Source organism: Synechococcus sp. Lug-A (genome assembly GCF_024345655.1).
Taxonomy (GTDB): Bacteria; Cyanobacteriota; Cyanobacteriia; order PCC-6307; family Cyanobiaceae; genus MW101C3.
Genome location: NZ_JAGQBN010000006.1, coordinates 1 through 21,367 on the forward strand (window position 1 = coordinate 1; position 21,367 = coordinate 21,367).

The following is a 21,367-nucleotide window of genomic DNA, read 5'->3' on the forward strand; positions in this document are numbered from 1 at the left end:
GGCTCCGCCCCGAGCGCCGCCCGCAGGGCGAGCAGGTGGCGGCGCAAGCGCCACACCAGAGCCGGCGGCGGCACCAGGCCGAGGCAGAAGGTGAGTGCGCCCGGCTCGGGCAACTCGGCGATCACGCCGCGGGCCATCAACCATTGGTCGGCGTCGAGCCCATTGATCCCCATGGCGGCGGTGTGGAGCACCAGCCGCAGCGGATCCTGGTTGGCCACCAACGGCAACCCCTCCGCCTGCAGCCGCTGGCGCAGGCGCGCCGCCACCGCCAGCGCCCGCTGCCGGCAGCGGCGCTCGGCCGGGCTGGGCGCGTGCAGCTGGCACAAGGCCACCTCCGCCGAGGCCAGCAGCAGGGCACTGGGGCTGGAGGTCTGCAACCAGCCCAGGGAGCGCTCCAGCGCCACAGCAGACACCCGCTCGCCCTGCAGCAGGATCACGGCGCTCTGGGCCAGTCCTGCCGCGCCCTTGTGCAACGACTGCACCACCAGGTCGGCGCCGGCGCCAAGGGCAGCGGCGCGATCGGCCCCATGGCATTCATCCACCAGCACCGGCAGCCCCCGGCGATGGGCCACGGCGATCAGACCGGCCAGATCCCCCTCCAGCCCCTGATACGTGGGGTGCACCAGCACCACCGCCGCCAGCGGGCCCGCCTGCTGCAGCACCTGCTCCAGGCCGGCGGGGGTTGGGGCCTGCCAGAGGCCGGTGGCGGCCTCGAAGGGCAGATCGAACAGTACCGGCTGCAACTGGCCGAGCACGCAGCCGTGCAGCAGGCTGCGGTGCAGGTTGCGCGGCAGCAGCACCCGCCCGCCGGGCGGGGCCAACGCCAGCAGGGCGGCCTGCAGCAGGCCACTGGCGCCGTTGACGCCGAACCAGCAGCGGTCGGCGCCGCACAGCGCGGCAGTGCGGACCTGGGCGGCGGCCACCGCCCCTTCCGCTTCGAGCGGTCCGCCGATGGCCGGCAGTTCGGGCAGGTCCCAGCGGCCGGGGCGATCGCGCAACAGGCGTGCCAGATCGGCGGCCAGGCCGCGGCCGCGCCCATGGGCCGGCAGGTGCAGTGCCAGAGCGGAGGGCTGCCCGCGCAGAGCGCCGATCAGAGACATGAAGGGCAGAAAACTGTTCCTAGAGTGGGCCGTCGACACTCCCCTGCCGCGCAGGGGCACCGGCTATCACTTCCACTTCGCTCGCGCCCGCCACTGCTGCGGCCCCAACCGGCACCGCTGCGCCAGCGGCCAACGGGACCACCGCAGCCGCCGTTCCCGGCCGCCCGCAGGACCCCGGGCCACCGCTCCGCTACGACCCCCGGAGTGACCGCCGCTGGTTGCTGCGCCGGCCCTGGATCCTGATCGCGCGGCTGGTGGGGGTGCTCTGGCAACTGCTGGGTCTGGCGGTGGTGCTCACCGTGCAGGGCAACAGCAACGACCGGGAGGTGCAGAAGCGCCTGGGCCGCCGCATTCTCACCACCCTCACCTCACTCGGCCCCTGCTTCATCAAGGTGGGCCAGGCCCTCTCCACCCGGCCCGACCTGGTGCGACGCGACTGGCTCGATCAACTGACCCAGCTGCAGGACAACCTGCCCCCCTTCTCCCACGCCGTGGCCCTCGCCCTGATCGAGCAGGAACTGGGCGCCCCTGCCGATCAGCTTTTCACCACCTTTCCGTCCTATCCGGTGGCGGCCGCCAGCCTGGGCCAGGTCTACAAGGCCGAGCTGCCAGGCGGGCACTGGGTGGCCGTGAAGGTGCAACGCCCAAACCTCGCCTATCAGCTGCGCCGCGACCTGGTGATCATCCGCAGCCTCGGCGTGCTGGCGGCCCCGTTCCTGCCGTTGAACCTCGGCTTCGGCCTCGGCGACATCATCGATGAATTCGGCCGCAGCCTGTTCGAGGAGATCGACTATCGCTGCGAGGCCGACAATGCCGAGCGTTTCGCCGACCTGTTCGCCTCCAATCCGGCCGTGACCGTGCCGAAGGTGGAGCGGCAGCTCTCCAGCCGGCGTGTGCTCACCACGAGCTGGATCAACGGCATCAAGCTGCAGAACCGGCTGGAACTGGAAGCCCACCACCTTGATCCCACCGCCCTGATCCGCACCGGTGTCACGGCGGGCTTGCAGCAACTGCTCGAATTCGGCTATTTCCACGCCGATCCCCATCCCGGCAACCTGTTCGCGCTCACCGGCAAAACGGGCGCCATGGGCCATGTGGCCTATGTCGATTTCGGCATGATGGATTCGATCAGCGATGCCGACCGGCTCACCCTCACCGCCGCAGTGGTGCACCTGATCAACCGCGATTTCCAGGCGCTGGCCCGCGATTTCCAGGCGCTCGGCTTCCTGCGGCCCGATGCTGATCTCACGCCGATCGTGCCGGCACTGGAGGCGGTGCTGGGCGGCCAGCTGGGCGAGAACGTGGGCTCCTTCAACTTCAAGGCGATCACCGATCGCTTCTCGGAGCTGATGTTCGATTACCCGTTCCGAGTGCCGGCCCGCTTCGCCCTGATCATCCGTGCGGTGGTGAGCCAGGAGGGTCTGGCGTTGCGGTTGAACCCCGATTTCAAGATCATCCGCGTGGCCTATCCCTATGTGGCGCGGCGCCTGCTGGCCGGGGACACCAGTGAACTGCGCGAAAAGCTGCTGGAGGTGCTGTTCGATGCCAGCGGCCGCCTGCAGTTGGAGCGGCTGGAAAGCCTGCTGGCGGTGGTGGAGCAGGACGACGCCAACCCCGACCTGCTGCCTGTGGCCGGCGCCGGTCTGCGCCTGCTGCTCGGCCCGCGGGGCAGCAGCCTGCGCCAGCGCCTGCTGCTGATGCTGGTGCGTGACAACCGCCTGCACACCGAAGATCTGCAGGCATTGCTGGGCCTCCTGCGGCGCACCTTCTCGCCGCGCAAGCTGGCCGAGGGCATGCTGCAGCGGCTCAACCCGCTGGCGGCAGCCGCCTGAGCCTGGGGCGGGGACGCCCGCACCAATCGCTAGGGTCGGGCCTTCTTCCGCTGGCCCGTCGCCGTGACCCTCGTGCCCACTGATCCGAGCGAAGCGGCACTGGCCCTGGGCAGCGCCCTGCTCGACGCCGATGCTTACAGCGGTGGCCCCTTCAACGACCTGGAGGCGCAGGGCCTGCTGCTCCAGTACGCCGCCTACGGCCAGCCGCCGTTCTTCCTGGCAGGCGTCGGGCTGGCGATCAGCGTCCTGTGCGGGCTCACCTTCTCCCGCCAGGTGCAGGACAAGCTGGAGGGCTGGAAGCAGGACCGTCTGGCGCTGCTGCCGCTGGGCTCGGGCGAGGTGGTGGCGTCCTACAGCGGTCTGGTGATCGGCGTCACCCTGTTCATCGGCGGGGCGCTGCAGGTGTTCGGCTTCGGCAGCGGCACCGCCCTGCTGGTGGCGCTGCTGCTCTCGCTGCTCACCGCGGGGGCGCTGTGGGCCCAACTGGTGCGGTTGATGGAGCAGGTGGAGAACGGCAGCTTCAAGGCGGTTGATTTCGATAACTTCGACCAGTTCTTCTGATCGGACCCAGCGACAGAAACGGGTGACGGGAGCGGGAAAGCTGATCCGGCGTTCTGATCGAAACAGCCCTCGGTTCGGCCGTTCCTGAAGTTTCCAGGCAGGCTCGAACAGGCTTGCCGGATCAGTTGAGCAGTTCGATCATCCGAAATCACACCCGGGTGTTAGCTGGCCTGATGCGCGTGCGCACCTGCGCGGGCAGGTCCATCAGCAGCCTGGCCAGAACCCGCCGCTCGCCATCGTCGAGCTTGGGCGACAGGGCCACCACCAAAGCCGGCTGGGGAAGGCCGCGGGCGATCACCCGGCCTCCCTCCTCGGCACGGGTGGGGTTGAGCTCATCGCAGGGTTGACTTTCCACAAAGCTGCGCGCCACCACCCCCACATCGGCCTTGCCGTCGCGCACCACCAGACCAAAGATCTGCGCCACTTCAAGATCGGGCAACAGGGTCACGCGCCGGCCCTTGAGCAACGTCATCGACACGAAGGACTTGGTGGCGGAGTAGTCATCGCCGAGGGCCACACCCCAGTGCAGCCGCTTCAGCTCCGCCACCGCCCTTGGATTGCTTTCAGCATTGGTGAGGATCACATCCGCGCGCCGGCCGCGCAGATGGTCGATCAGGCGATACAGCCTCAGCCGCCGCTCCACTTCGGCCTCCAGGGAGCGGTAGGCATCCAGGTGCTGATGGGACGTGCCTATCGCCAGAGCGAGGCGGTCGCGCAGGTCGCGCAGGCTGTCGATGCACCAGCGTTTGTAGGCCCTGAAGGTGTCGCAGAACGGCAAGTACCAGTCACTCGAAATCCACCGGCAACTTCAGCAGCAGAGCGGCATCCAGAGTGGGGCCCACCTGGCCGCAGGGAGGACCGAGCACCATCCGCCGCACTGTCCCGAGGCCTGCCCACAGGCCACCGCTGCTTGAGCAGGTGAGCGTGTCGAGGCGATCCAGGTCGTGCTTGGCCAGCTGCAGCCGAACACCAAAAGCAGGGGCAGAAAGGCGGGCGGTCATGGATCTGTAGCAACGCGCCTGCAGCCAGCCCACTGCCGCCGGTCGAATGGCGTCGCTGCTGCGACCAACCAAGCGCCGCAGGCCTGGCTGTTCCGCCCCACCGGAATCAGCCCGGCATGGGACAACCTGTGATGGCAGGGTTAGAAACCAGGGCAGTCGCCGGGTCCATCGTGGGCGTTCCCCTCCTGGTGCTGGCGATCCTGCTGATCGGGCTGTGGCTGCACAGCCATTCGCTGCAGCGGGGGCAGCTGAACACACTGGAGCGCCGGCTGCAGCAGCTGGAAGCCCGGCTGGGCGCGCTGCCTCCAGCTCCAGTCGGGCAGGCAGCGGGCAAGCGGCTCGAGACGGAACCCAGCGCACCGGTTCCGTCAGCGCCGCCCCTGGGTCCAAGCCGCCTGAGGCAAGCGGCGGCGGAATCCGCGGTGGTGGCGGATGTGGTGGAGGGGGATGTGGCGGTGGTCGTTGTTCCGCCGATGGATGCCGACGTCGGGACTTCCTCGCCGACAGGGCCCGCGTTCCCACCCCCGCCGCATCTGTCGCCGCGCACGCCGTCGCCTCGCGGACCCAGAACGCCCGGGAAGCTGGAGCGGCTCCTGGTCGAGAACTGGACCGGGATCCTGGGCGTGATGGTGGTGGTGGCCGGGGTCACCTTCGTCGTGGTGAACGTGGGCCTGCGGCTCGGGGGCTTCGAGCGCTTCCTGATCACCGTGGCCACCGCTGCCGCTTTGGCGGCCCCTTCGCTGCTGCTGGGTCGCCCAAGCCCCTGGCGCGAACTGAGCCTGTGGATGCGCAGCGGCGGTGGCGCTCTCTTGCTGTTCGCCTGCGCCGCCGCCGGCTCCCTGCCGGAACTGGGGCTGCGCTGGATCGAAGCGCCTGGTCCGGCTGTGCTGCTGCTGGCGGTGGGCATGGCCGTGAATCTGCTGCTGGCCCGGGTGGCCTCCAGCCAGTCGGTGGCCTCCCTGCACGTGGTGGTGAACCTGGTGCCCCTGCTGATCGCCAGCCAGAACCCAATCACCCTCGCCCTTGCCACGCTGGTGACGGTGGCGGGCCTGGCGATGCCGTTGCCCCAGCGGCAGGAACGTCATCAACTGGTGGTCACCTGGGCGTATGCCGGCTTCCAGCTCTGGTGGCTTGCGGGCAATGGAGCGCTGCTGGAGGCCATGCAGCCGGAGCGTGGCTTCGCCTTGGTCGGTGCCCTGGTGGTGTTCGGCGGAGGGGCGCTGTGGCAGCACCATCCGCGCGGCAGAGCGCCAGAACTTCGCCCCTTCCCCCTGTTGCTGCTGCTCAGCCGCTGGGGCGGGGTAGGTCTGGCCCTGCTGGTGACACCAACCCATGCGGCGGAGCGCATCGTGAGCCTGGCCCTGGCCGCTGCCCTCGCCTACACGCTGGGTAAGGGGGCCGGCCGGGCGGGGGTGCGCTGGCTGGTCCGCTGCGATCTGCTGGTGGCCCAGGTTCTGGCGATGGCAGCGGTGCTGAGCCTGCAGCCGCTGGTGGTGAATGGGCCGCTACTGGTGGCCGGCCTCTGGCTGGAGACCGTGCTGTTCCTCGGCCTGGCCGTGAGCGAGCACGATCCGGTGCTGCGGCGCTGGGGGTGGGGAGCGGTGAATCTGGTGGCCGTTGCCCTGGTGTTCACGGGGCTGATCACCGCCGCCGTCGATGCACTGACCACCGCACCCACGGCTCTGGAGCAGGGCCAGAACGCCGCTGTGCTGATCGGTGCCGGCCTGCTGGCAGCTCTGCTGCAACTGCTGCTTCAGCGCCGCGCCGTGCCGCTGCCGTGGCCAGCCGCGTTGGGTTGGATCAGCGGGTTGCTGGTGGCGGTGGGCACATCGATCAGCGCGCCCGCTCCCTGGCGGGAAACGCTGGCGCTGGTGGTGGTGGGCGCCCTGCTGCTGCTCGCCCGCCGGCAACGGCCGCCGGGCCTGCTCGGCGGCTGCGGGCTGGCAATCGTCATGGCACACCTGACCAGCTGGCTCGTGCTGGTGGTGCAGGCGCCCTGGTCGCTTGCGCCCCTGCTGATCCGGCTCCTGCCCCTGGCCGCACTCTCCTTGCTGCTAGCCGGTGCCGGTGGCCGGCCCGCGCTGAGGGCCACCGGACTGCATCTGTTCGGAGTCACCGCCGCCCTGGGGGTGTATCTGGCCCTGGCACCGATCTCGGAGCTGTTGCCCGGGACCGCCTGGCTGGCCCTGGCTGCGGGTGCGCTGGAGCTCGCCCGCCGCCGGTCGCGGGGGCCCGCCCTGCAGCTGCTGGTGATGGCCTTGGGCTACCTGGTGCTGTTCCTCACGGCCTACCTGCTGGTGATCCTGCCCAGCCCGGAGCTGCTCAGCCTGGGCCGCGTGAGCTTCAGCGCCCGCCTGCCGATCCAGCTGTTCGCCCTGGTGGTGGCGCTGCGGGTCTGGTTCCTCCGCCCCGGCGCAGGCCTGACGGCGCTGCCGCTCTGGCGTGGCGTTCAGCCTCTGGCGCTGGAAGCGGCCGTGCTGGTTTCGGTTCTGGGCATCGCGGTGGAGGTCGGTCCGCTGTGGCGGCCAGTGGCCTGGTCGCTGCTGGCGGTGCTGCTGGTGATCCCGAAGCTGCAACGCCTGTTTGCGCCGCGGCTGGCCGTGTATGCGGTGCTGGTGTACTGGCGCGGCATCCTCGGCCTGCTGGCGATGCTGGACACACTGCCGCCGGCTCCAGAGCGCTGGCTGGGGCAGCCGCAGACGGTGGGGGTGCTGGCGATCGCACTGGAGGTGCTGTTCATCCTGCTGGCGCACAAGAAACTGGAGACTCCGCTGCAGGCGGCCTCGCAGGGGTTGCCGTTACTGAGCTGGATCGCCCGGCGCGTCGCCGCCGCTCCCAACCGCTGGCTGTACTACCCGATGTTCGTGGCCGTGGCCTGGAGCCTGGCGGCCCGCTACGACCGGTCGCTGCTCACGCTGCTGTGGGCCCTGCAGGCGTTCGTGATCTACCTGCTGAGCGCCGTGCTGCGCGATCAGCAGTTCCGCTGGCTGGCCCTGCTGGGGTTGGGGGCCTGCCTGGTGCGGCTGGTGGCGATCGACATGGCCCAGGCGGATTTGGGACTCCGTGGCGTGGTGTTCATCGGCGTGGGGCTGCTGATGCTGGCGATGAACGCCATCTACAACCGCTTCCGGGCCCGATTCAACTCCGGCCGGTGAGGGCTCAGGCCACCAGGTAGCCCTCCAGGCGGCGGGAATGGGAGCGGATGCCGTCGAGGGCGCGGCGTTCGAGGTTGCGGGTCTTGTCGCGGCTCATGCCGAGGGAGCGGGCGATGCCGGTGAGGCTCATCGGTTCTTCGCCATCAAGCCCGAAGCGCATCTTCAGCACATCGCGCTGCAACTCCGGCAGTTGCTCCAGCAGTGCCCGCATATCCCCCCTCAGGCATTCGCTGTCCACGCTCTCCTCCGGCAGCGTCCCGTCCCCCTGCAGTAGATCCAGCAGCTCCGTATCTTCCCCGTCGCCCACCTTCGTTTCCAGGCTCACCGGCTGCCGTGCTCGGCACAGCAGATCCTTCACCTCCTCCTCCGGCAGCTCCACCGCCACCGCCAGCTCACTCAGCGTGGGCGTGCGGCCCAGCTCCTGGCTCAGCTCCCGCTGACCCTTCTTCAGCTTGTTCAGCGTTTCGGTGATGTGGATCGGCAGACGGATCGTCCGGCTCTTCTCCGCAATCGCCCGGGTGATCCCCTGCCGGATCCACCAGTACGCATACGTCGAAAACTTGTAGCCCCGCGTCGGGTCGAACTTCTCCACACCCCGCACCAGGCCGATCGTTCCCTCCTGGATCAGATCCAGCAGCTCCATGTTCCGCTTGGTGTACTTCTTCGCCACGCTCACCACCAGCCGCAGGTTCGCCGCCACCATCCGCTCCTTCGCCCGCCGCCCGCTCGCCAGCTTGCGGCGCAGCACCGGCACCGGCAGCTCCAGCGCCGCCGCCAGCACCTCCATCGTGGGTTTCACCCCGCCGGCGCGCATCTCCAGCTCCAGCTCCGTTTCCTCCAGACGCATCAGCTCCTGCACCTGGCGGCCCAGCGTGATCTCCTGCTCATGGCTCAGCAACGGCACGCGGCCGATGTCCCGCAGATACGAGCGCACCAGGTCGCCGCTCGCCATGGAGGCACTGGAAGCATCAACCGTGGCCAAGGGCGGGGAAGGCATGGTGGCGTTTCGCAGGGTTAGGAAACGTTTGTGTTTCGTAATTTACCACCATGGATCGGTCGCACACCATCCCCGCACCTGCTAGCTACGCACCAGCCCAACGCCTGCTGGCGGCGTGCCAGCCCGGCCTCAGTTGGCGGGGCGGCGAGCGGCCGCCGACGCGGGAGAGAATGCGGCTGTGCCCGCCCCGGACGGCGCCTGCCGCCGGGCCCTCCGCTGCCGGATGCCATGCCAAGGGAGCGACTCCAAAAGCTGCTGGCCGCCGCCGGCGTCTGCTCCCGGCGGCGGGCCGAGGATCTGCTGCTGCAGGGGCGCGTGCGGGTGAACGGCAGGGTGGCCGGTCTGGGCGATCAGGCCGATGCCAGCACCGATCTGGTGGAGCTCGACGGTCAGCCACTGCGTCCTGCCGTAACCCGTCAGACGCTGTTGCTGCACAAACCCCCTGGTGTGGTGAGCAGTTGCCATGACCCGCAGGGCAGGCCCACGGTGCTGGATCTGCTGCCAGCGGCCCTCACCGAGGGCACCGGCCTGCACCCGGTGGGCCGGCTCGACATCGACAGCCGCGGCGCCCTGCTGCTCACCAACGACGGTGCCCTCACCCTGCGGCTGACCCATCCCCGCCATGGCCACGGCAAGACCTATCGAGTGCTGGTGCAGGGCCACCCGAGCGAGGCCGCGCTGGCCCAATGGCGCCGGGGCGTGGCGCTCGATGGTGAGGCCGCCCTGCCGGTGCAGCTGCGCCGGCTGCGCCAATCGGCCGCCAGCACGCTGCTGGAGGTGAAAATGCGGGAAGGACGAAACCGGCAGATCCGCCGCACCGCTGCCCTGCTGGGCCATCCGGTGCTGGATTTGCTGCGGGTGGCGATCGGGGATCTGCAGCTGGGCACCCTGGCGTCAGGCCAGTGGCGCCCCATCGACGCTCGACAATGGGACGAACCTGCTTCCGGTGCTGGACACCAGCACTGACCCTTCGCCGCCCCCGATGCCGCGCCCCCGGATCACCTCCCTGCTTCCCCAGGCCCTGCGGCGGCGCCTGCGTCTGGAGCCGTCGGCGGCGGCCTCGGCCCCACCGGCGCCCGAAGATCCCCTGCTGCAGCTCGGCCGGCTGCTGCGCCAGAAGCGGGAGGAGCAGGGGCTGAGCCTGCGCCAGCTCGCCACCGAAACCCGCATCAGCACCCCGGTGATCGAGGCGCTGGAGAGGGGCTGGCGTGACCGCCTGCCGGAGCCCGCTTACCTGCGCACGATGCTGGCGCTGCTTGAGCAGCACCTCGGCCTGGAACCCGGTGCGCTCAACGCCGCCCTGCCGCTGCAAGCCCACCCACTCGACGACCACAGCAAGCAGCCCTCGCTGCTGCGGCGCTTCACGCCGGGCTCAATCGATGTATTCACCAGCTGGCAAGGCACGGTGCTCTATGGCCTGCTGACCGCCGGCCTGATCTACGCCGTGAATCTGCAGCAGCAGCAGCTGGCGGCGGCCAACCAGCTCACGCTGCGGCCCGTGCCGCCGCTCACGGAAGCGGAGCGGGTGAAACCGCCCGACAGCAATGCCCTGCTGCTGCAGGTCCACCCCGACCTGCGGCCCCTCCAGCAGGCGGCCCGTGGGGTGGCGCAGAAGCAATGGAGCCGGGAAGCGCGCCAGGCGGGGGGTGGTCCTGGCGTGCTGCGCCTGCGGCTGGATCAGCCCACAAGCCTCCAGTTGAGCAGCGAATCGGGAGAAGGCACCCGGCTGCAAGGGGCGCGGGGCTCCCTCGTGCTGCAGATGCAGCCACCGCTGCAGGTGCAGCTCACTCCCCCACCGGCGGCGGGCAGCGGGGCCGTGCGTTGGAACGAGCAGCCGCTGGAGGCCGAAGCCGGGCGGCCGGGGGTTTACCGCGTGCCGCCGGCAGCAGCGCGGGGCTCAGCGGCAGCGCCAGCAGCGCTCCCGTCGGTTGCGCCGCCCGCCGATCTGCCGTAACGGGCCGCCAGGGCGGCCAGGGCAGCGATCGGCTCACTGAGCTGCTGCACAGGTTGCTCCAGCCGCCAGCTCCAGTTGGCCTCCCCCGCCGTGCCAGGGGTGTTGAAGCGGGCCTGATCGCCCAGGCTGAGCAGATCCTGCAGGGGCACCACCGCCAGTTCGGCGCGCGAGGCGAGCGCCAGCTCCAGCAGTTGCCAGCCTGGGGCCTCGATCATCTCGCCGATCCGTTCACCCACCTGACGGCGCTGATTCTCGGGCAGGGAGTCCCACCAGCCGATACAGGTGGCGTTGTCGTGGGTGCCTGTATACACCACCCAGTGGCGGCCCACGTAGTTCTCGGGCAGGTAGGCGTTGCCGTCGTTGCCGTCGAAGGCAAACTGCAGGATCTTCATACCCGGCAGGCGAAAGCGGTCGCGCAGAGCCTCCACCGCAGGCGTGATCACGCCCAGGTCTTCGGCGATCAGGGGCAGTTGGCCGCCCAGCCGTTGACGCAACGCCCTCAGCAGCGCCACCCCTGGCGAAGCGCGCCATTCACCCAGCTGGGCCGTGAGTGCCTCACCGGGCACCGCCCAGTACGACTCCAGCGCGCGGAAGTGATCCAGACGCAGCAAATCGAGCCGTTCCAGCTGCCCCTGCAGCCGCCGGAGCCACCAGCGGAAGCCGGTGAAGCGATGCAGCGACCAGCGATAGACGGGTGTCCCCCACAGCTGGCCGGTGTCGGAGAAGTAATCGGGCGGCACACCGCTCTGCTGGGTGAGGGAACCATCCCGGCGCAGCGAGAAGAGGCGGCGCCGAGCCCAGACATCGGCACTGTCGTGGGCCACATAGAAAGGAAGATCGCCGATCAGCTGCACGCCGCGATGGCGCGCATGGTCATGCAGCTGCTGCCACTGGCGCTCCAGGTGCCACTGCACCAGGGCCTCCTGCCGCAGGGCCGCCGCCTGCTCCCGGTCGAAGCGGCGCAGGGCCCGCCACTGCCGTTGCGCCAGCGGGACAGGCCATTGCCACCAGGGCAGGCCTCCCTGCAGCTCCCGCAGCACCATGAAGCGGCAGTGCTCCACCAGCCAGGGAGCTGCCGCCTGGCACCAGCGCTGGAAGTCGGCCTGGCGTTCAGCCGACTGCTGGAGCCAGCGCCGCTCGAGCGCCTGGGCCAGGGCCGCCGAGCGGAGCGGGCAGGCCTCCAGGTCGAGGCGATCGGTGCGGCCGGGGGGCAGCGCGGCTAGATCGGCGGCTTCCAGAAAGCCATCGGCCACCAGCGCGTCAGCGTCGAGAAACCAGGCGTTCAGCGCAAAGCCGCTGGGGGAGCTGTAGGGAGAGCCGGTGCCATCGGCGGGGGCCAGTGGCAACAACTGCCAGGCGTCGATGCCGTGGTCGGCCAGCAGGTCGATCCAGGCGTGGGCCGCGGCGCCGAAGCTGCCGCAGCCGGGCGTGCCCGGCAGGGCCGTGGGGTGGAGCAGCACACCACAGCGGCCCGCTGTCCCGGGGCCTGGGGGAAGGTCGGCGTCGCTCACGTGCGCGGCAGGCGGTAACGCGCCACGATCGCCTTGGCGAAGGCCGGGATGTGGCGCTCGGCCATCTCAGGATGGTGGCGCCGCAGCCACAGGGCATTGCGGGTGAAGTGGGAATCGATCGAGAAGCGGCCATACTCCAGCCCCTGAGGCCCGACGCGCTGCACGAGGAAGCCCACCACCTCAGCCAGCCAGCGGGGCAGGCGCACCGCCTTGTCGTAGGCGTCGATGCCCTGCTGCACCGCGGCGCGGCGATCCCCGCGGCTGCTCACCGGCGCCAGATCCAGTTCCGCCTCCACCAGATCGAGCAGCTCCTGGCCGCGGGCGTTGCGCACCGTGAGCCACTGACGGCCGAAGGTGGCGCCCATGTAGCCCACCACCAGGTCGGCGCCGCCGTTCACGTAGTCGAAGCAGCTGAGGCAGCTGGGGGCGAACACATCCTTGAGCCGGGGGGTGTCGAGACCGAAGAAGGGCACCGTCTCCTCGCGGCCGTCGCTGTGGCGGAAGTGGATGCGGAAGTCCTGCATGAACTCGTAGTGCACCACCGTGGCGGGCGAATCGCTGGCGCTTTCCAGAAAGGTCTGCAGCCCCTGGCGGCTCACGTTGTCCACGCACGGCAGACCGAGCACGTAGAGCTGATCCAGCGGCAGGGTGTCCTGCACGGCCCGCAGCGCCTGCACCTGGCAGCCCACACCGATGGCCAGCAGGCGGCGGATGCCGCTGCCGGGTAACTGCTCCAGCACCTCCAGGTTGGGGGAGAGGGTGGGCTTGTTCACCCGTGCCGCCAGCACCTGCTCGGGGGTGCGCGCCAGCACCGGCACCGGCGTGAAGCGGTCGTCGGGGCTCTGCTGCACGCACAGCACCGCATCCACCAGGCCCGTTTCCAGCGCCCGCACGCCGATGCGCGACACGATGCCGGTCCACTGCGCCCCATCGATCGGGGGCTGCAGGCGGGCCGTGACCATGCGCTGGCTGACGCCGAAGTAGAGCTCGTCCTCGTTGCTGAGGTCACGGCTGCGGCCGTGGGCGGCTTGCTCCATCGCCTCGAAGCGCTGCTGGAGGAAGGCGCAGGCCTGGCGTACGTAAGCCACCCAGCGGCTGTCGCACAGACCGCAGTCGCTGCAGAGGTCCTTGGCCGGTTTTGTGCTGCCCTTGGGCAGGGGCCGGGCCCGTTCGTGAGGGAGGGGAGGGGCGGCGGTCAAAGCGGCGTCCAGCCTGACGGGGCAAGGGAGCTTCAACCTATCGGCAGGCCCGGCTTCCGTGCCGGAGCTACGGCAAAGTTGAGCCTTCGCAAGCATGAGCGCCGATGGCAGGCGGGAGCAAGGCACGCCCACGGGGTGCGGCGCGATCGGCAGGGGGTTCGGACGTGTCACCTGCGGGTCCTGCCCAGGCGGAGCCTGGCGGCCGCCCCCGCGCCCGGTTGGGGTCGCGGTTGTGGAAGCTGAGCCTGGCCCTTCTGGCTGCCGTGGGCACGGTGGTGCTGTTCGAGCGTGTGTGGTCGCGGCCCGACCCCGGCCTGGTCAGCAGCGATCAAGCGGGCCTCATCAAGGATCTGGCCGATCCGCCGATCCGTCCCATCACGGTGCTGCTGATCGGCACCGACGCCGACCGGCTCGATGCCAGCACCAACGGCGCCGCACCCCCCGGCCCCGCCAACGCCGACACGCTGCTGCTGATCCGGGCCGATCCGGGCGGGGCGATGCGGGTGCTGAATGTGCCCACCGAACTGGCTGTGCAGGTGCCGGGTCAGAAGAAGGTGCAGAGCCTGGGGGCCCTTTACCGGCTCGGCGGCCCTGCCCTCACGGCCGGCGGGGTGGGGGAGCTGGTAGGCCTCGACCCTGGCCAGCCTGAGCGCTATGTGGTGATGCCGCGTCAGGTGCTGCGCAGCCTGGTGGACGGCCTGGGCGGGCTGGAGCTGAACCTGGATCAGGCCATCCGTTACCACGACAAAACCCAGAACTACCGGGTCGATCTTCAGGGCGGGCTGCAGGTGCTGAAGGGCCCGCAGGTGGAGCAGCTGGTGCGCTTCAAGGGCAAGGACGACGGCCTCAGCGGACGGCGCAGCCGCCAGCAGGAGGTGATCGCCGGCCTGCTGGAGCAGCTGGGGCGCCCTGACGGCATGGCGAAACTGGCGCAGCAGGTGAGGCAGCTCCAGCCGTTGGTGGGCACCAACCTGACGGAAACCGAGATGCTGAGCCTGCTCAACGTGGCGATCCAGCAGGCCCACACCGTGCGCTACGACAAACTCCCGCTGGCATCCACCACCGAGCCTGGCCAGACGCTGCGGCAGGTGGCGCCGGGAGCAGAGCAGCCGCTGTGGCCGGCGGGGTAGCCCCACTCCGGCCATCGCGATGGATCAGCGCAGGCCGCTCAGAGGGTGGTGAGGCGCTGCCAGCGCAGCTTCAGGGCCTCCAGCAACACCTCCGCACCGGCAGCGCCGTGGTCGCCTGGCTGCAGCGCACCGAGCCAGGGCAGACCCTCGCAGGCGCGGGCCGGCCCGTCCCAGCTGCCGCCCCACTGCACCAGGCCAAGCAGGGGCACGGTGGAGCGATCGAGCAGGGCGGTGTAGGCCGCCGCCAGCCCGCTGGTGGCGTCGTCAGCCGTCACCAGCAGCAGGGTGGGCTGCCGCCAGGCGCCGAGCACCTCCGCCCAGCGGGTGCCCGCCGGCAGCCAGCGGCCTGGGTCTTGCTCGAGCGCCACCAGAGCGCCGCCCCGGTGGCCCTGGAGGGCCGCCATCAGCTGATCGGGCTCAACCGATTGAGCGGCCAGCTGGCTGAGCTCGGTTGTGGCGGGCAGGGCCAGCAGCGACTGCAGGCGCGGGGCCGCCTGGGGCAGGGCCGCCAGCCCGCCCGGGCCGGCTCCGGCCAGCACCAGGGGAGAGGTGAGCAAGGACCGCTGTTCGGACAAGACCGGCAGGCAGTGGTTCATCATTCTTCATACCACCAGGTTTCGCCGGCATCCGACCGGAAGGCTTCTACCATCAGCTCCATGCCGACCTCGCTCACGCCCGCCGTGACCCGTTTCCTGACAGCCGATCGGGTCGAGCAGGACCAGCCCCCTCACGACACCCGGCGGTTGCGGCTGTTCAGCGGCACGTCAAACCAGGCCTTGGCCCGCGAGATCGGCGCCTATCTCGGTGTTCCCGATGGGCCGCGCGCGATCAAGCGCTTCGCCGATGGTGAGCTTTACATCCAGATTCAGGAATCGATCCGCGGCTGCGATGTCTTCCTGATCCAACCCACCTGCGCTCCGGTGAACGATCACCTGATGGAGCTGCTGATCATGGTGGATGCCTGCCGGCGTGCCTCGGCCCGGCAGATCACCGCCGTGGTGCCCTACTACGGCTACGCCCGCGCCGACCGCAAGACGGCGGGCCGCGAATCGATCACTGCCAAGCTGGTGGCCAATCTGCTGGTGAAATCCGGCGTCGACCGGGTGCTGGCGATGGACCTGCACTCCTCCCAGATTCAGGGGTACTTCGACATCCCCTGCGATCACATCTACGGCTCGCCCGTGTTGGTGGATTACCTGCGCACCCGCGACCTCGGCGAGGTGGTGGTGGTGTCACCGGATGTGGGCGGCGTGGCCCGGGCCCGGGCCTTCGCCAAGCAGATGAGCGATGCCCCGCTCGCGATCATCGACAAGCGCCGCTCCGGCCACAACGTGGCTGAGAGCCTCACAGTGATCGGCGACGTGGCCGGCAAGACGGCCATCCTGATCGACGACATGATCGACACCGGCGGCACCATCTGCGCGGGCGCGCGACTGCTGCGCCAGCGGGGCGCCACCCGGGTGCTGGCCTGCGCCACCCATGCGGTGTTCTCCCCTCCCGCGATCGAGCGGCTCTCCGAGCCCGGCCTGTTCGAAGAGGTGCTGGTCACCAACAGCATCCCGATCAGCGACGACCGCCGCTTCCCGCAGCTGCAGGTGCTTTCGGTGGCCAACATGCTGGGCGAAGCCATCTGGCGCATCCACGAGGAAAGCTCTGTGAGCTCGATGTTCCGCTGAAACCACCCGAACGCCACCGCTCCGAGGCGCCCTTTCCCCTGCGGGTGCGGCTGAAGAAGGCCCTGCCGGTGCTGGTCACGGCCCTGCTCACCACAGGACTGCATGGCGTCGGCCTGCTGCCCGCTGCCGCCTCCAGCCAGCGCGTGGGAGTGTGGCTCACCAACAGCCCCAGCCCCCTCTACTACGACCGCAACCGGATCGAGCAGGCCGTCAAGGAACTGGCAGCTGCCGGGTTCAACACCCTCTACCCGAATGTGTGGAGCCGGGGCACCACCTTCCACCGCAGCCGCTTTGCTCCCACCGAACCGGCCCTGCTGAAGGCTGCGCCGGGACTCGATCCGATCTGCCAGATCACCCGCTCCGCCCAGCGGCGCGGCATGCAGGTGATCCCCTGGTTCGAATACGGAATGATGGAGCCCGCCGACGCGGAGGTGGTGCGGCGTCATCCCGAGTGGGTGCTGCAGCGCAGCGATGGCTCCACCCTCTATGCCATGCACGGCGCCAACCTGAAAACCTCACCGCTCCGGGATCTGCGGGTGTGGCTCAACCCGGCCCACCCCGGCGTGCGCGCCCGCTTCATCGGCCTGATCCAGGAGATCGTGCAGCGCTGTGGTGTCGACGGCATCCAGCTCGACGACCACTTCGCCTGGCCGGTGGAACTGGGCTACGACCCCTACACCCGGGCCCTGTTCAGCAAGGAGAAGGGGCGTGAACCTCCCACGGATTTCAACAACCGCGAATGGATGAGCTGGCGGCGCCAGCAGCTCACCGGCCTGCTGCGGGAGCTGCGAAGGGAACTGCGCCGCAGCAACGACAAGGCGGTGATCAGCCTGTCCCCTGGACCGTTCCGCTTCGCCTACAACCACTGGCTCCAGGACTGGGAAATCTGGGCCCTGGGCAAACTGGTGGATGACCTGGTGGTTCAGAACTACGCCTTTTCGGTGCGCGGTTTCGCCCGTGATCTCGATCAGCCGGCGCTGGTGAAGGCCCGCCAGTGGGGCCTGCCCGTGGAAATCGGCATCCTGGCGGGCTTCGGTGGCCGCACTCCCGACATGGCCACGCTCAATCAGAAGGTGGAGCTGGCGGCCCAGCGTGGTCATGGCGTGATCTATTTCTATTGGGAAGGCCTGTGGGGCACCTACGCCGGGCCCGAGGGAGCTTCCCTCCGGCGCGACGCGTTCACCCGATTGCACCGCCAGGCCTTCGGTCGCGGGCAGAGCCCCGCCAAGGGACAGGCCTCCAGCGCCGGAGCGGCGCCCCGCTGATCGCCTTCAGGCCGCCACCCCTTCGCCGGCGCCGAGCGAACGGCACTGCTCCACCACTTCGCGGGTGTTGGCAGAGAGATCCGCCGCAGCCAGCTGCTCCACCGCCGCGCGCATGTGCCCGGCCCGCTCCGGCGCATAGCTCTGCCAGCGGCTGAACAGCTTCGCGAGCCGCGACGCCGTGATCGGGTTGCGCCGATCGAGCGCCACGATCTGCTCGGCCATGAACCGATAGCCCGTGCCATCGGCCGCGTGGAACACCGGCGTGTTGGCAGAAAAGCCCCCCAGCACCGCGCGGATCGCGTTCGGGGCTGCCGGGTCGAAGCGCGGATGGGCCAGCAGAGCTGACGCCCGCTCCAGCCCATCGGCGAAGGGGGCGCTGGCCTCCAGCGCGAACCAGGCATCGAGGATCACCGGCTTCTCCTGCCAGCGTTGGTAGAAGGCCTCCAGCGCACGGCGACGTTGCTCGCAGGGGTGAACCTGCAGGGCCCGCAGCCCGGCCCTGGCGAGCGTCATCGACGGTCCCTGCACCGCAGCGGCAGCGGCCTCGCGCACGGCCTCATCCCCGGCCGCCGCTCGCCAGCTCCAGATCGTGGCGGTCAGGCGCCGCTCACCCTGCCCCTGAGGCCAGGGCTGCTCCCACTGCAGCCGGCAGGCGGCAAGCGCGTCCAGCAACGGCTCTTCCAGGGCAGCGCCGAAGACCCGCTCCAGGTCCAGCAGGGCCGCAAACAGCGCCGGAGGATCCGGCTCCAGGGCCAGATCCTCCAGTTCGGCCATGCCGGGAAGGGCCAGCAGGGCGCTGCGGCTGGCGGGCGGCAAGCTGCTGTCGGTGAGGATCGCGGCAAAGGCAGCGGTGAGCCCACATTCCAGTTCCGGGTCGCTGCGACCGGCGGCCCGGGCCAGCACGGCCTGCCGCAGCAAGGTCTGGCCCGCATCCCAGCGGGCGAAGGGGTCGCTGTCGCAGGCGAACAGGTGCAGCAGTTCGGCATTCGGCCGGGCAAGCTCGAGCCGCACGGGCGCCGAGAAGCCCCGCAGCACCGAGAGGGCGGGCGGCGTCGGTCCCGGGGGCAACCCCTCGTAGCGCAGCTGGGTCTCCGCGGCCTCCAGCACGACGGGCGATCCGCCGGTCTGGGGCAGGGCCTGGCCGTCCTCACCCACAAGGGCCAGGGCCAGGGGAATCACCAACGGCTGCTTGCGCGGCTGGCCCGGGGTGGCGGGGGTGTGCTGGCGCAGCACCAGGGCGAGTGCGCCACTGGCGCCGTCCCAATGGCGATCGATCGACACCACGGGGGTGCCGGCCTGGTGATACCAGCGGCTGAACTGCTCGAAACTGAAGCGCAGCGGCGAGGGATCGTCGCCCTGGCCATCGGCGGTGGCCGCAGAGGCTTCCGTTGCGGCGTCCTGCATGGCCTGCAGGAAATCGGCAGTGGTGGCGGCGGTGCCGTCGTGGCGCTGCACATAGAGCGCCATGCCGCGCATGAAGGTGGCAGGACCCAGCAATGTGTGCAGCATACGGATCACTTCCGCACCTTTCTCATAGATGGTAGTGGTGTAGAAATTGTCGATCGCCTGATAGTGATCCGGCTGAATCGGGTGGGCAGTGGGTCCTGCATCTTCCCGGAATTGGGTATTGCGCAGCATCGCCACATCCTCGATGCGCTTGAGATCGGCACCGTGCAGATCGGCGGTGAAGCATTGGTCGCGAAACACCGTGAGTCCTTCCTTAAGGGAAAGCTGGAACCAGTCACGGCAGGTGATGCGATTCCCCGTCCAATTGTGGAAGTATTCGTGGGCAATCACGCTTTCGATGCGTTCGAGCTCACCATCAGTGGCGGTTTCGGCATCGGCGAGCACCAGCTTGGAGTTGAAGATGTTCAGGCTCTTGTTCTCCATGGCGCCCATGTTGAAATGGCGCACAGCCACGATGTTGTATTCATCGAGGTCGTATTCGAGCCCATAGACCTGCTCATCCCAGGCCATCGACCGCTGCAGCGAGGCCATCGCATGAGCGGTGTAGGGGGAATCGCCCGGCTCCACATGCAGGCGCAGTTGCACCATCCGGCCACTGGCGGTGGTGAAGCTGCCGCGCACCTCCTCAAGCCGTCCGGCCACCAGCGCGAACAGATAGGAGGGCTTGGGGAAGGGGTCGTCCCAGACCGCGAAGTGGCGGCCATCGGCCAGGGCACCGGCAGCCTGGCAATTGCCGTTGGAGAGCAGCACCGGGTAGCGCTCCTGCTCCGCTTCGATCCGCACCTGGAAGCGGCTGAGCACATCCGGTCGGTCGGGGTGGAAGGTGATGCGGCGGAAGCCTTCGGCCTCGCACTGGCTTGTCACCATGCCGCCGCTGGCATAGAGGCCTTCCAGGGTGGTGTTCGTGTAGGGGTCGATCCGCACCCGACTGGTGAGTACGAACGGCCGCTGCGGCGGCTGGAGCACCACCAGAAGCCCCTCCTCCTGGTGGGTGGCGGCAGGCGGAAGTGGTTCCCCGTCGATGGCCAGAGCCTCCAGCTCCAGCCCCACCCCCCGCAGCTCCAACGGTGAAGCCGCTTGAACAGCTGCAGACGCCCCCGCCGCGGGAAGGAACGAAAGGGTCGCTTCCACCAGGCCGTGGTCGGGGAAGAGGCGCACGGTCAGGTCCGTGCGCTCCAGCGCGTAGGGATAAGGCCGGTAATCGGCCAGGCGCACATCAGGCATCGACCCAGGGAAGAACAACCCTCTGATCCTGAAGGGTGCCAGGCAGCGCCGCGATCACCAAGGCAGCGGACTGCGTCCCTGACCGGCATTGCAACCCACCTGGGAGCCCAGCAGCGCGCCAAGCGGCACTGCCCAGGTCCGGCCCTGGTCGCGGGAGGCGGCATAGCCGATGCCACCGCCGATCACGCCGCCCACGAGCCGGCCGATCGAGCAGCGCTGTTGCAGCGCTTGCGCTTCTTCAAAGGTCTGCGGTGCATTGAAGCCGTTCACCTGCCCCTGATAATCCTGATAAGGGGCGGGGAAGTTCCGCACCGGAATCACTCCCGACTGTGGGAGTGTCTGGGCCACGGGGACCTGGCGATAGACGGGAACCTGGCGGTACACCGGCTGCTGCTGATACACCGGCACCTGCTGGTAGGCCTGGCCAGGAAACCCAAACGACTGAGCCTGGACCGCGAGCGGAGCCAAGGAACCAATGCTGAGCAGGCCGGCGGCCATCAGGGCAGAAGATGACGAGAAGGTCATGACGACGTTGGTGAAAAACACCCCGGAGGGATGCCTTCAGCAAAGCCAGAAGCCCTGAATGAACTGCAACTGACCAGGGGGTCAATCGCATCCGGATGCGACCGCCAGTTGTGAGGTTGGCCTCTATCAAAAAGCCAACGTCTCAGCCACCTACTTCGGGGGTGCCTTTGCAGGCGCAGCTGGTGCAGGTGCGAGCGGGCCAGCTGCCGGCCTTGCGCCAGATCCCTGCTGCTTGATAGCCGCCTCCACCCGCTTCACTACATCCGGCGGCACCTGTTTCGGACAGAGATCCACCGCACCGATCACGGCGGAGTTCACGGCACCGCGCCGCAAATCCTCAATGGTGAGGGTCTGGGTGCCCACCTGCTGGATCTTGCCGCCGTGCAGCCCCTGGAGCACTTGCGCGATGGTTTCACCGGCGATGGCCACGGCTTTGTCGAAGTCCACGCCGCCGCCGCGGGCGATGCAAACGTTGACAGCCGCGATCCGCGTATAGAGCTGCATCTGCGCTTCCGTGGCCGGTGCGGTTTGAGCGGCGGCGGGCAGAGACGCGAAGGGGAGCAGCAGGAGGGGGACCGCCACGAGGGACCGGCTCCAGCGGGGCAGAAGACGCAAAGGGGAGGACGCGTGAACCTCCATGGTGCTGCACCAGCCGATGAACTTCAATCGTGCAGCAGCCGTGCCTCGCCCACTCTCCACGCCGTCCCGCGCAACCCGCCTGGTTCTCCGGCCGGCCCCCCGCGCCCGAAACCGCCTGCGCCCGCCCGCAG

At 69.3% G+C, this 21,367-nt stretch carries 18 protein-coding genes; 8 read left to right on the top strand and 10 right to left on the bottom strand.

All coding sequences use genetic code 11. The annotated features are described in order from the left end of the window. The coding region (locus tag KBY86_RS05740; RefSeq protein WP_255140560.1) for a lysine decarboxylase at nucleotides 1–1,100 on the bottom strand (1,100 nt) is incomplete at its 3' end. 218 nt (nucleotides 1,101–1,318) lie between these two features. Between KBY86_RS05740 and KBY86_RS05745 the strand changes: the two genes are divergently transcribed. After that, complete coding sequence (locus KBY86_RS05745; protein WP_233132834.1) at nucleotides 1,319–2,932, top strand: AarF/ABC1/UbiB kinase family protein; 1,614 nt, start codon at nucleotides 1,319–1,321, stop codon at nucleotides 2,930–2,932. 63 nt (nucleotides 2,933–2,995) lie between these two features. Next, complete coding sequence (locus tag KBY86_RS05750; protein ID WP_369802994.1) at nucleotides 2,996–3,493, top strand: hypothetical protein; 498 nt, start codon at nucleotides 2,996–2,998, stop codon at nucleotides 3,491–3,493. Nucleotides 3,494–3,641: 148 nt separating this feature from the next. Here the strand turns inward: KBY86_RS05750 and KBY86_RS05755 are convergent, their stop codons facing one another. Both KBY86_RS05755 and KBY86_RS05760 read right to left on the bottom strand, forming a co-directional pair. Continuing rightward, nucleotides 3,642–4,271: a hypothetical protein gene (locus tag KBY86_RS05755; protein WP_255140561.1), complete on the bottom strand. Its 630-nt coding sequence runs from the start codon at nucleotides 4,269–4,271 to the stop codon at nucleotides 3,642–3,644. 7 nt (nucleotides 4,272–4,278) lie between these two features. Next, entirely contained in the window at nucleotides 4,279–4,494 is a 216-nt protein-coding gene (locus KBY86_RS05760) for a hypothetical protein (RefSeq protein WP_255140562.1), read from the bottom strand. 170 nt (nucleotides 4,495–4,664) lie between these two features. Here KBY86_RS05760 and KBY86_RS05765 point away from each other — a divergent pair, with 170 nt between their 5' ends. Next, the gene (locus KBY86_RS05765; protein WP_255140563.1) at nucleotides 4,665–7,649 is read left to right on the top strand and encodes a hypothetical protein; all 2,985 of its coding nucleotides are present in this window, start codon (nucleotides 4,665–4,667) and stop codon (nucleotides 7,647–7,649) included. 4 nt (nucleotides 7,650–7,653) lie between these two features. On the opposite strand, the gene KBY86_RS05770 is transcribed toward KBY86_RS05765, so the two are convergent. After that, nucleotides 7,654–8,646 (bottom strand): RpoD/SigA family RNA polymerase sigma factor, encoded by a 993-nt coding sequence (locus KBY86_RS05770; RefSeq protein ID WP_255099702.1) that lies wholly within the window; start codon nucleotides 8,644–8,646, stop codon nucleotides 7,654–7,656. A 228-nt stretch (nucleotides 8,647–8,874) separates the two neighbouring features. On the opposite strand from KBY86_RS05770, the gene KBY86_RS05775 reads away from it, so the two are divergent. Continuing rightward, nucleotides 8,875–9,612, top strand: a complete 738-nt coding sequence (locus KBY86_RS05775) for a pseudouridine synthase (protein ID WP_094510405.1) — start codon at nucleotides 8,875–8,877, stop codon at nucleotides 9,610–9,612. Nucleotides 9,613–9,628: 16 nt separating this feature from the next. Then, nucleotides 9,629–10,600, top strand: coding sequence for a helix-turn-helix transcriptional regulator (locus KBY86_RS05780; protein ID WP_094510476.1), 972 nt, complete (start codon nucleotides 9,629–9,631; stop codon nucleotides 10,598–10,600). Here KBY86_RS05780 and malQ read toward each other — a convergent pair. Both malQ and KBY86_RS05790 read right to left on the bottom strand, forming a co-directional pair. Next, nucleotides 10,513–12,111 carry a 4-alpha-glucanotransferase gene (malQ, locus tag KBY86_RS05785; RefSeq protein WP_233132728.1) on the bottom strand — a complete coding sequence of 533 codons (1,599 nt, stop codon included), beginning with the start codon at nucleotides 12,109–12,111 and terminating at the stop codon, nucleotides 10,513–10,515. The genes KBY86_RS05780 and malQ overlap by 88 nt on opposite strands. After that, entirely contained in the window at nucleotides 12,108–13,310 is a 1,203-nt protein-coding gene (locus KBY86_RS05790; protein ID WP_094510403.1) for a Coenzyme F420 hydrogenase/dehydrogenase, beta subunit C-terminal domain, read from the bottom strand. The genes malQ and KBY86_RS05790 overlap by 4 nt, the downstream gene beginning before the upstream one ends. A gap of 218 nt (nucleotides 13,311–13,528) precedes the next feature. Between KBY86_RS05790 and KBY86_RS05795 the strand changes: the two genes are divergently transcribed. Next, nucleotides 13,529–14,440, top strand: a complete 912-nt coding sequence (locus KBY86_RS05795; RefSeq protein ID WP_255140564.1) for an LCP family protein — start codon at nucleotides 13,529–13,531, stop codon at nucleotides 14,438–14,440. A gap of 38 nt (nucleotides 14,441–14,478) precedes the next feature. Here KBY86_RS05795 and KBY86_RS05800 read toward each other — a convergent pair whose 3' ends face one another. Then, the gene (locus KBY86_RS05800; RefSeq protein ID WP_255140565.1) at nucleotides 14,479–14,997 is read right to left on the bottom strand and encodes a hypothetical protein; all 519 of its coding nucleotides are present in this window, start codon (nucleotides 14,995–14,997) and stop codon (nucleotides 14,479–14,481) included. 123 nt (nucleotides 14,998–15,120) lie between these two features. Here KBY86_RS05800 and KBY86_RS05805 point away from each other — a divergent pair, with 123 nt between their 5' ends. Further along, nucleotides 15,121–16,116, top strand: coding sequence for a ribose-phosphate pyrophosphokinase (locus KBY86_RS05805; RefSeq protein WP_094510475.1), 996 nt, complete (start codon nucleotides 15,121–15,123; stop codon nucleotides 16,114–16,116). Between the two features lie 50 nt (nucleotides 16,117–16,166). Then, nucleotides 16,167–17,381, top strand: a complete 1,215-nt coding sequence (locus KBY86_RS05810; protein ID WP_399221198.1) for a glycoside hydrolase family 10 protein — start codon at nucleotides 16,167–16,169, stop codon at nucleotides 17,379–17,381. 6 nt (nucleotides 17,382–17,387) lie between these two features. Here the strand turns inward: KBY86_RS05810 and pepN are convergent, their stop codons facing one another. The 3 genes from pepN to KBY86_RS05825 form a co-directional block, all read right to left on the bottom strand. Next, nucleotides 17,388–20,072, bottom strand: coding sequence for an aminopeptidase N (pepN, locus tag KBY86_RS05815; RefSeq protein ID WP_255140566.1), 2,685 nt, complete (start codon nucleotides 20,070–20,072; stop codon nucleotides 17,388–17,390). A 54-nt stretch (nucleotides 20,073–20,126) separates the two neighbouring features. Then, nucleotides 20,127–20,597, bottom strand: a complete 471-nt coding sequence (locus KBY86_RS05820; protein WP_255140567.1) for a hypothetical protein — start codon at nucleotides 20,595–20,597, stop codon at nucleotides 20,127–20,129. Nucleotides 20,598–20,747: 150 nt separating this feature from the next. After that, complete coding sequence (locus KBY86_RS05825; RefSeq protein WP_233132727.1) at nucleotides 20,748–21,179, bottom strand: cAMP phosphodiesterase; 432 nt, start codon at nucleotides 21,177–21,179, stop codon at nucleotides 20,748–20,750. Nucleotides 21,180–21,367 lie beyond the last annotated feature (188 nt).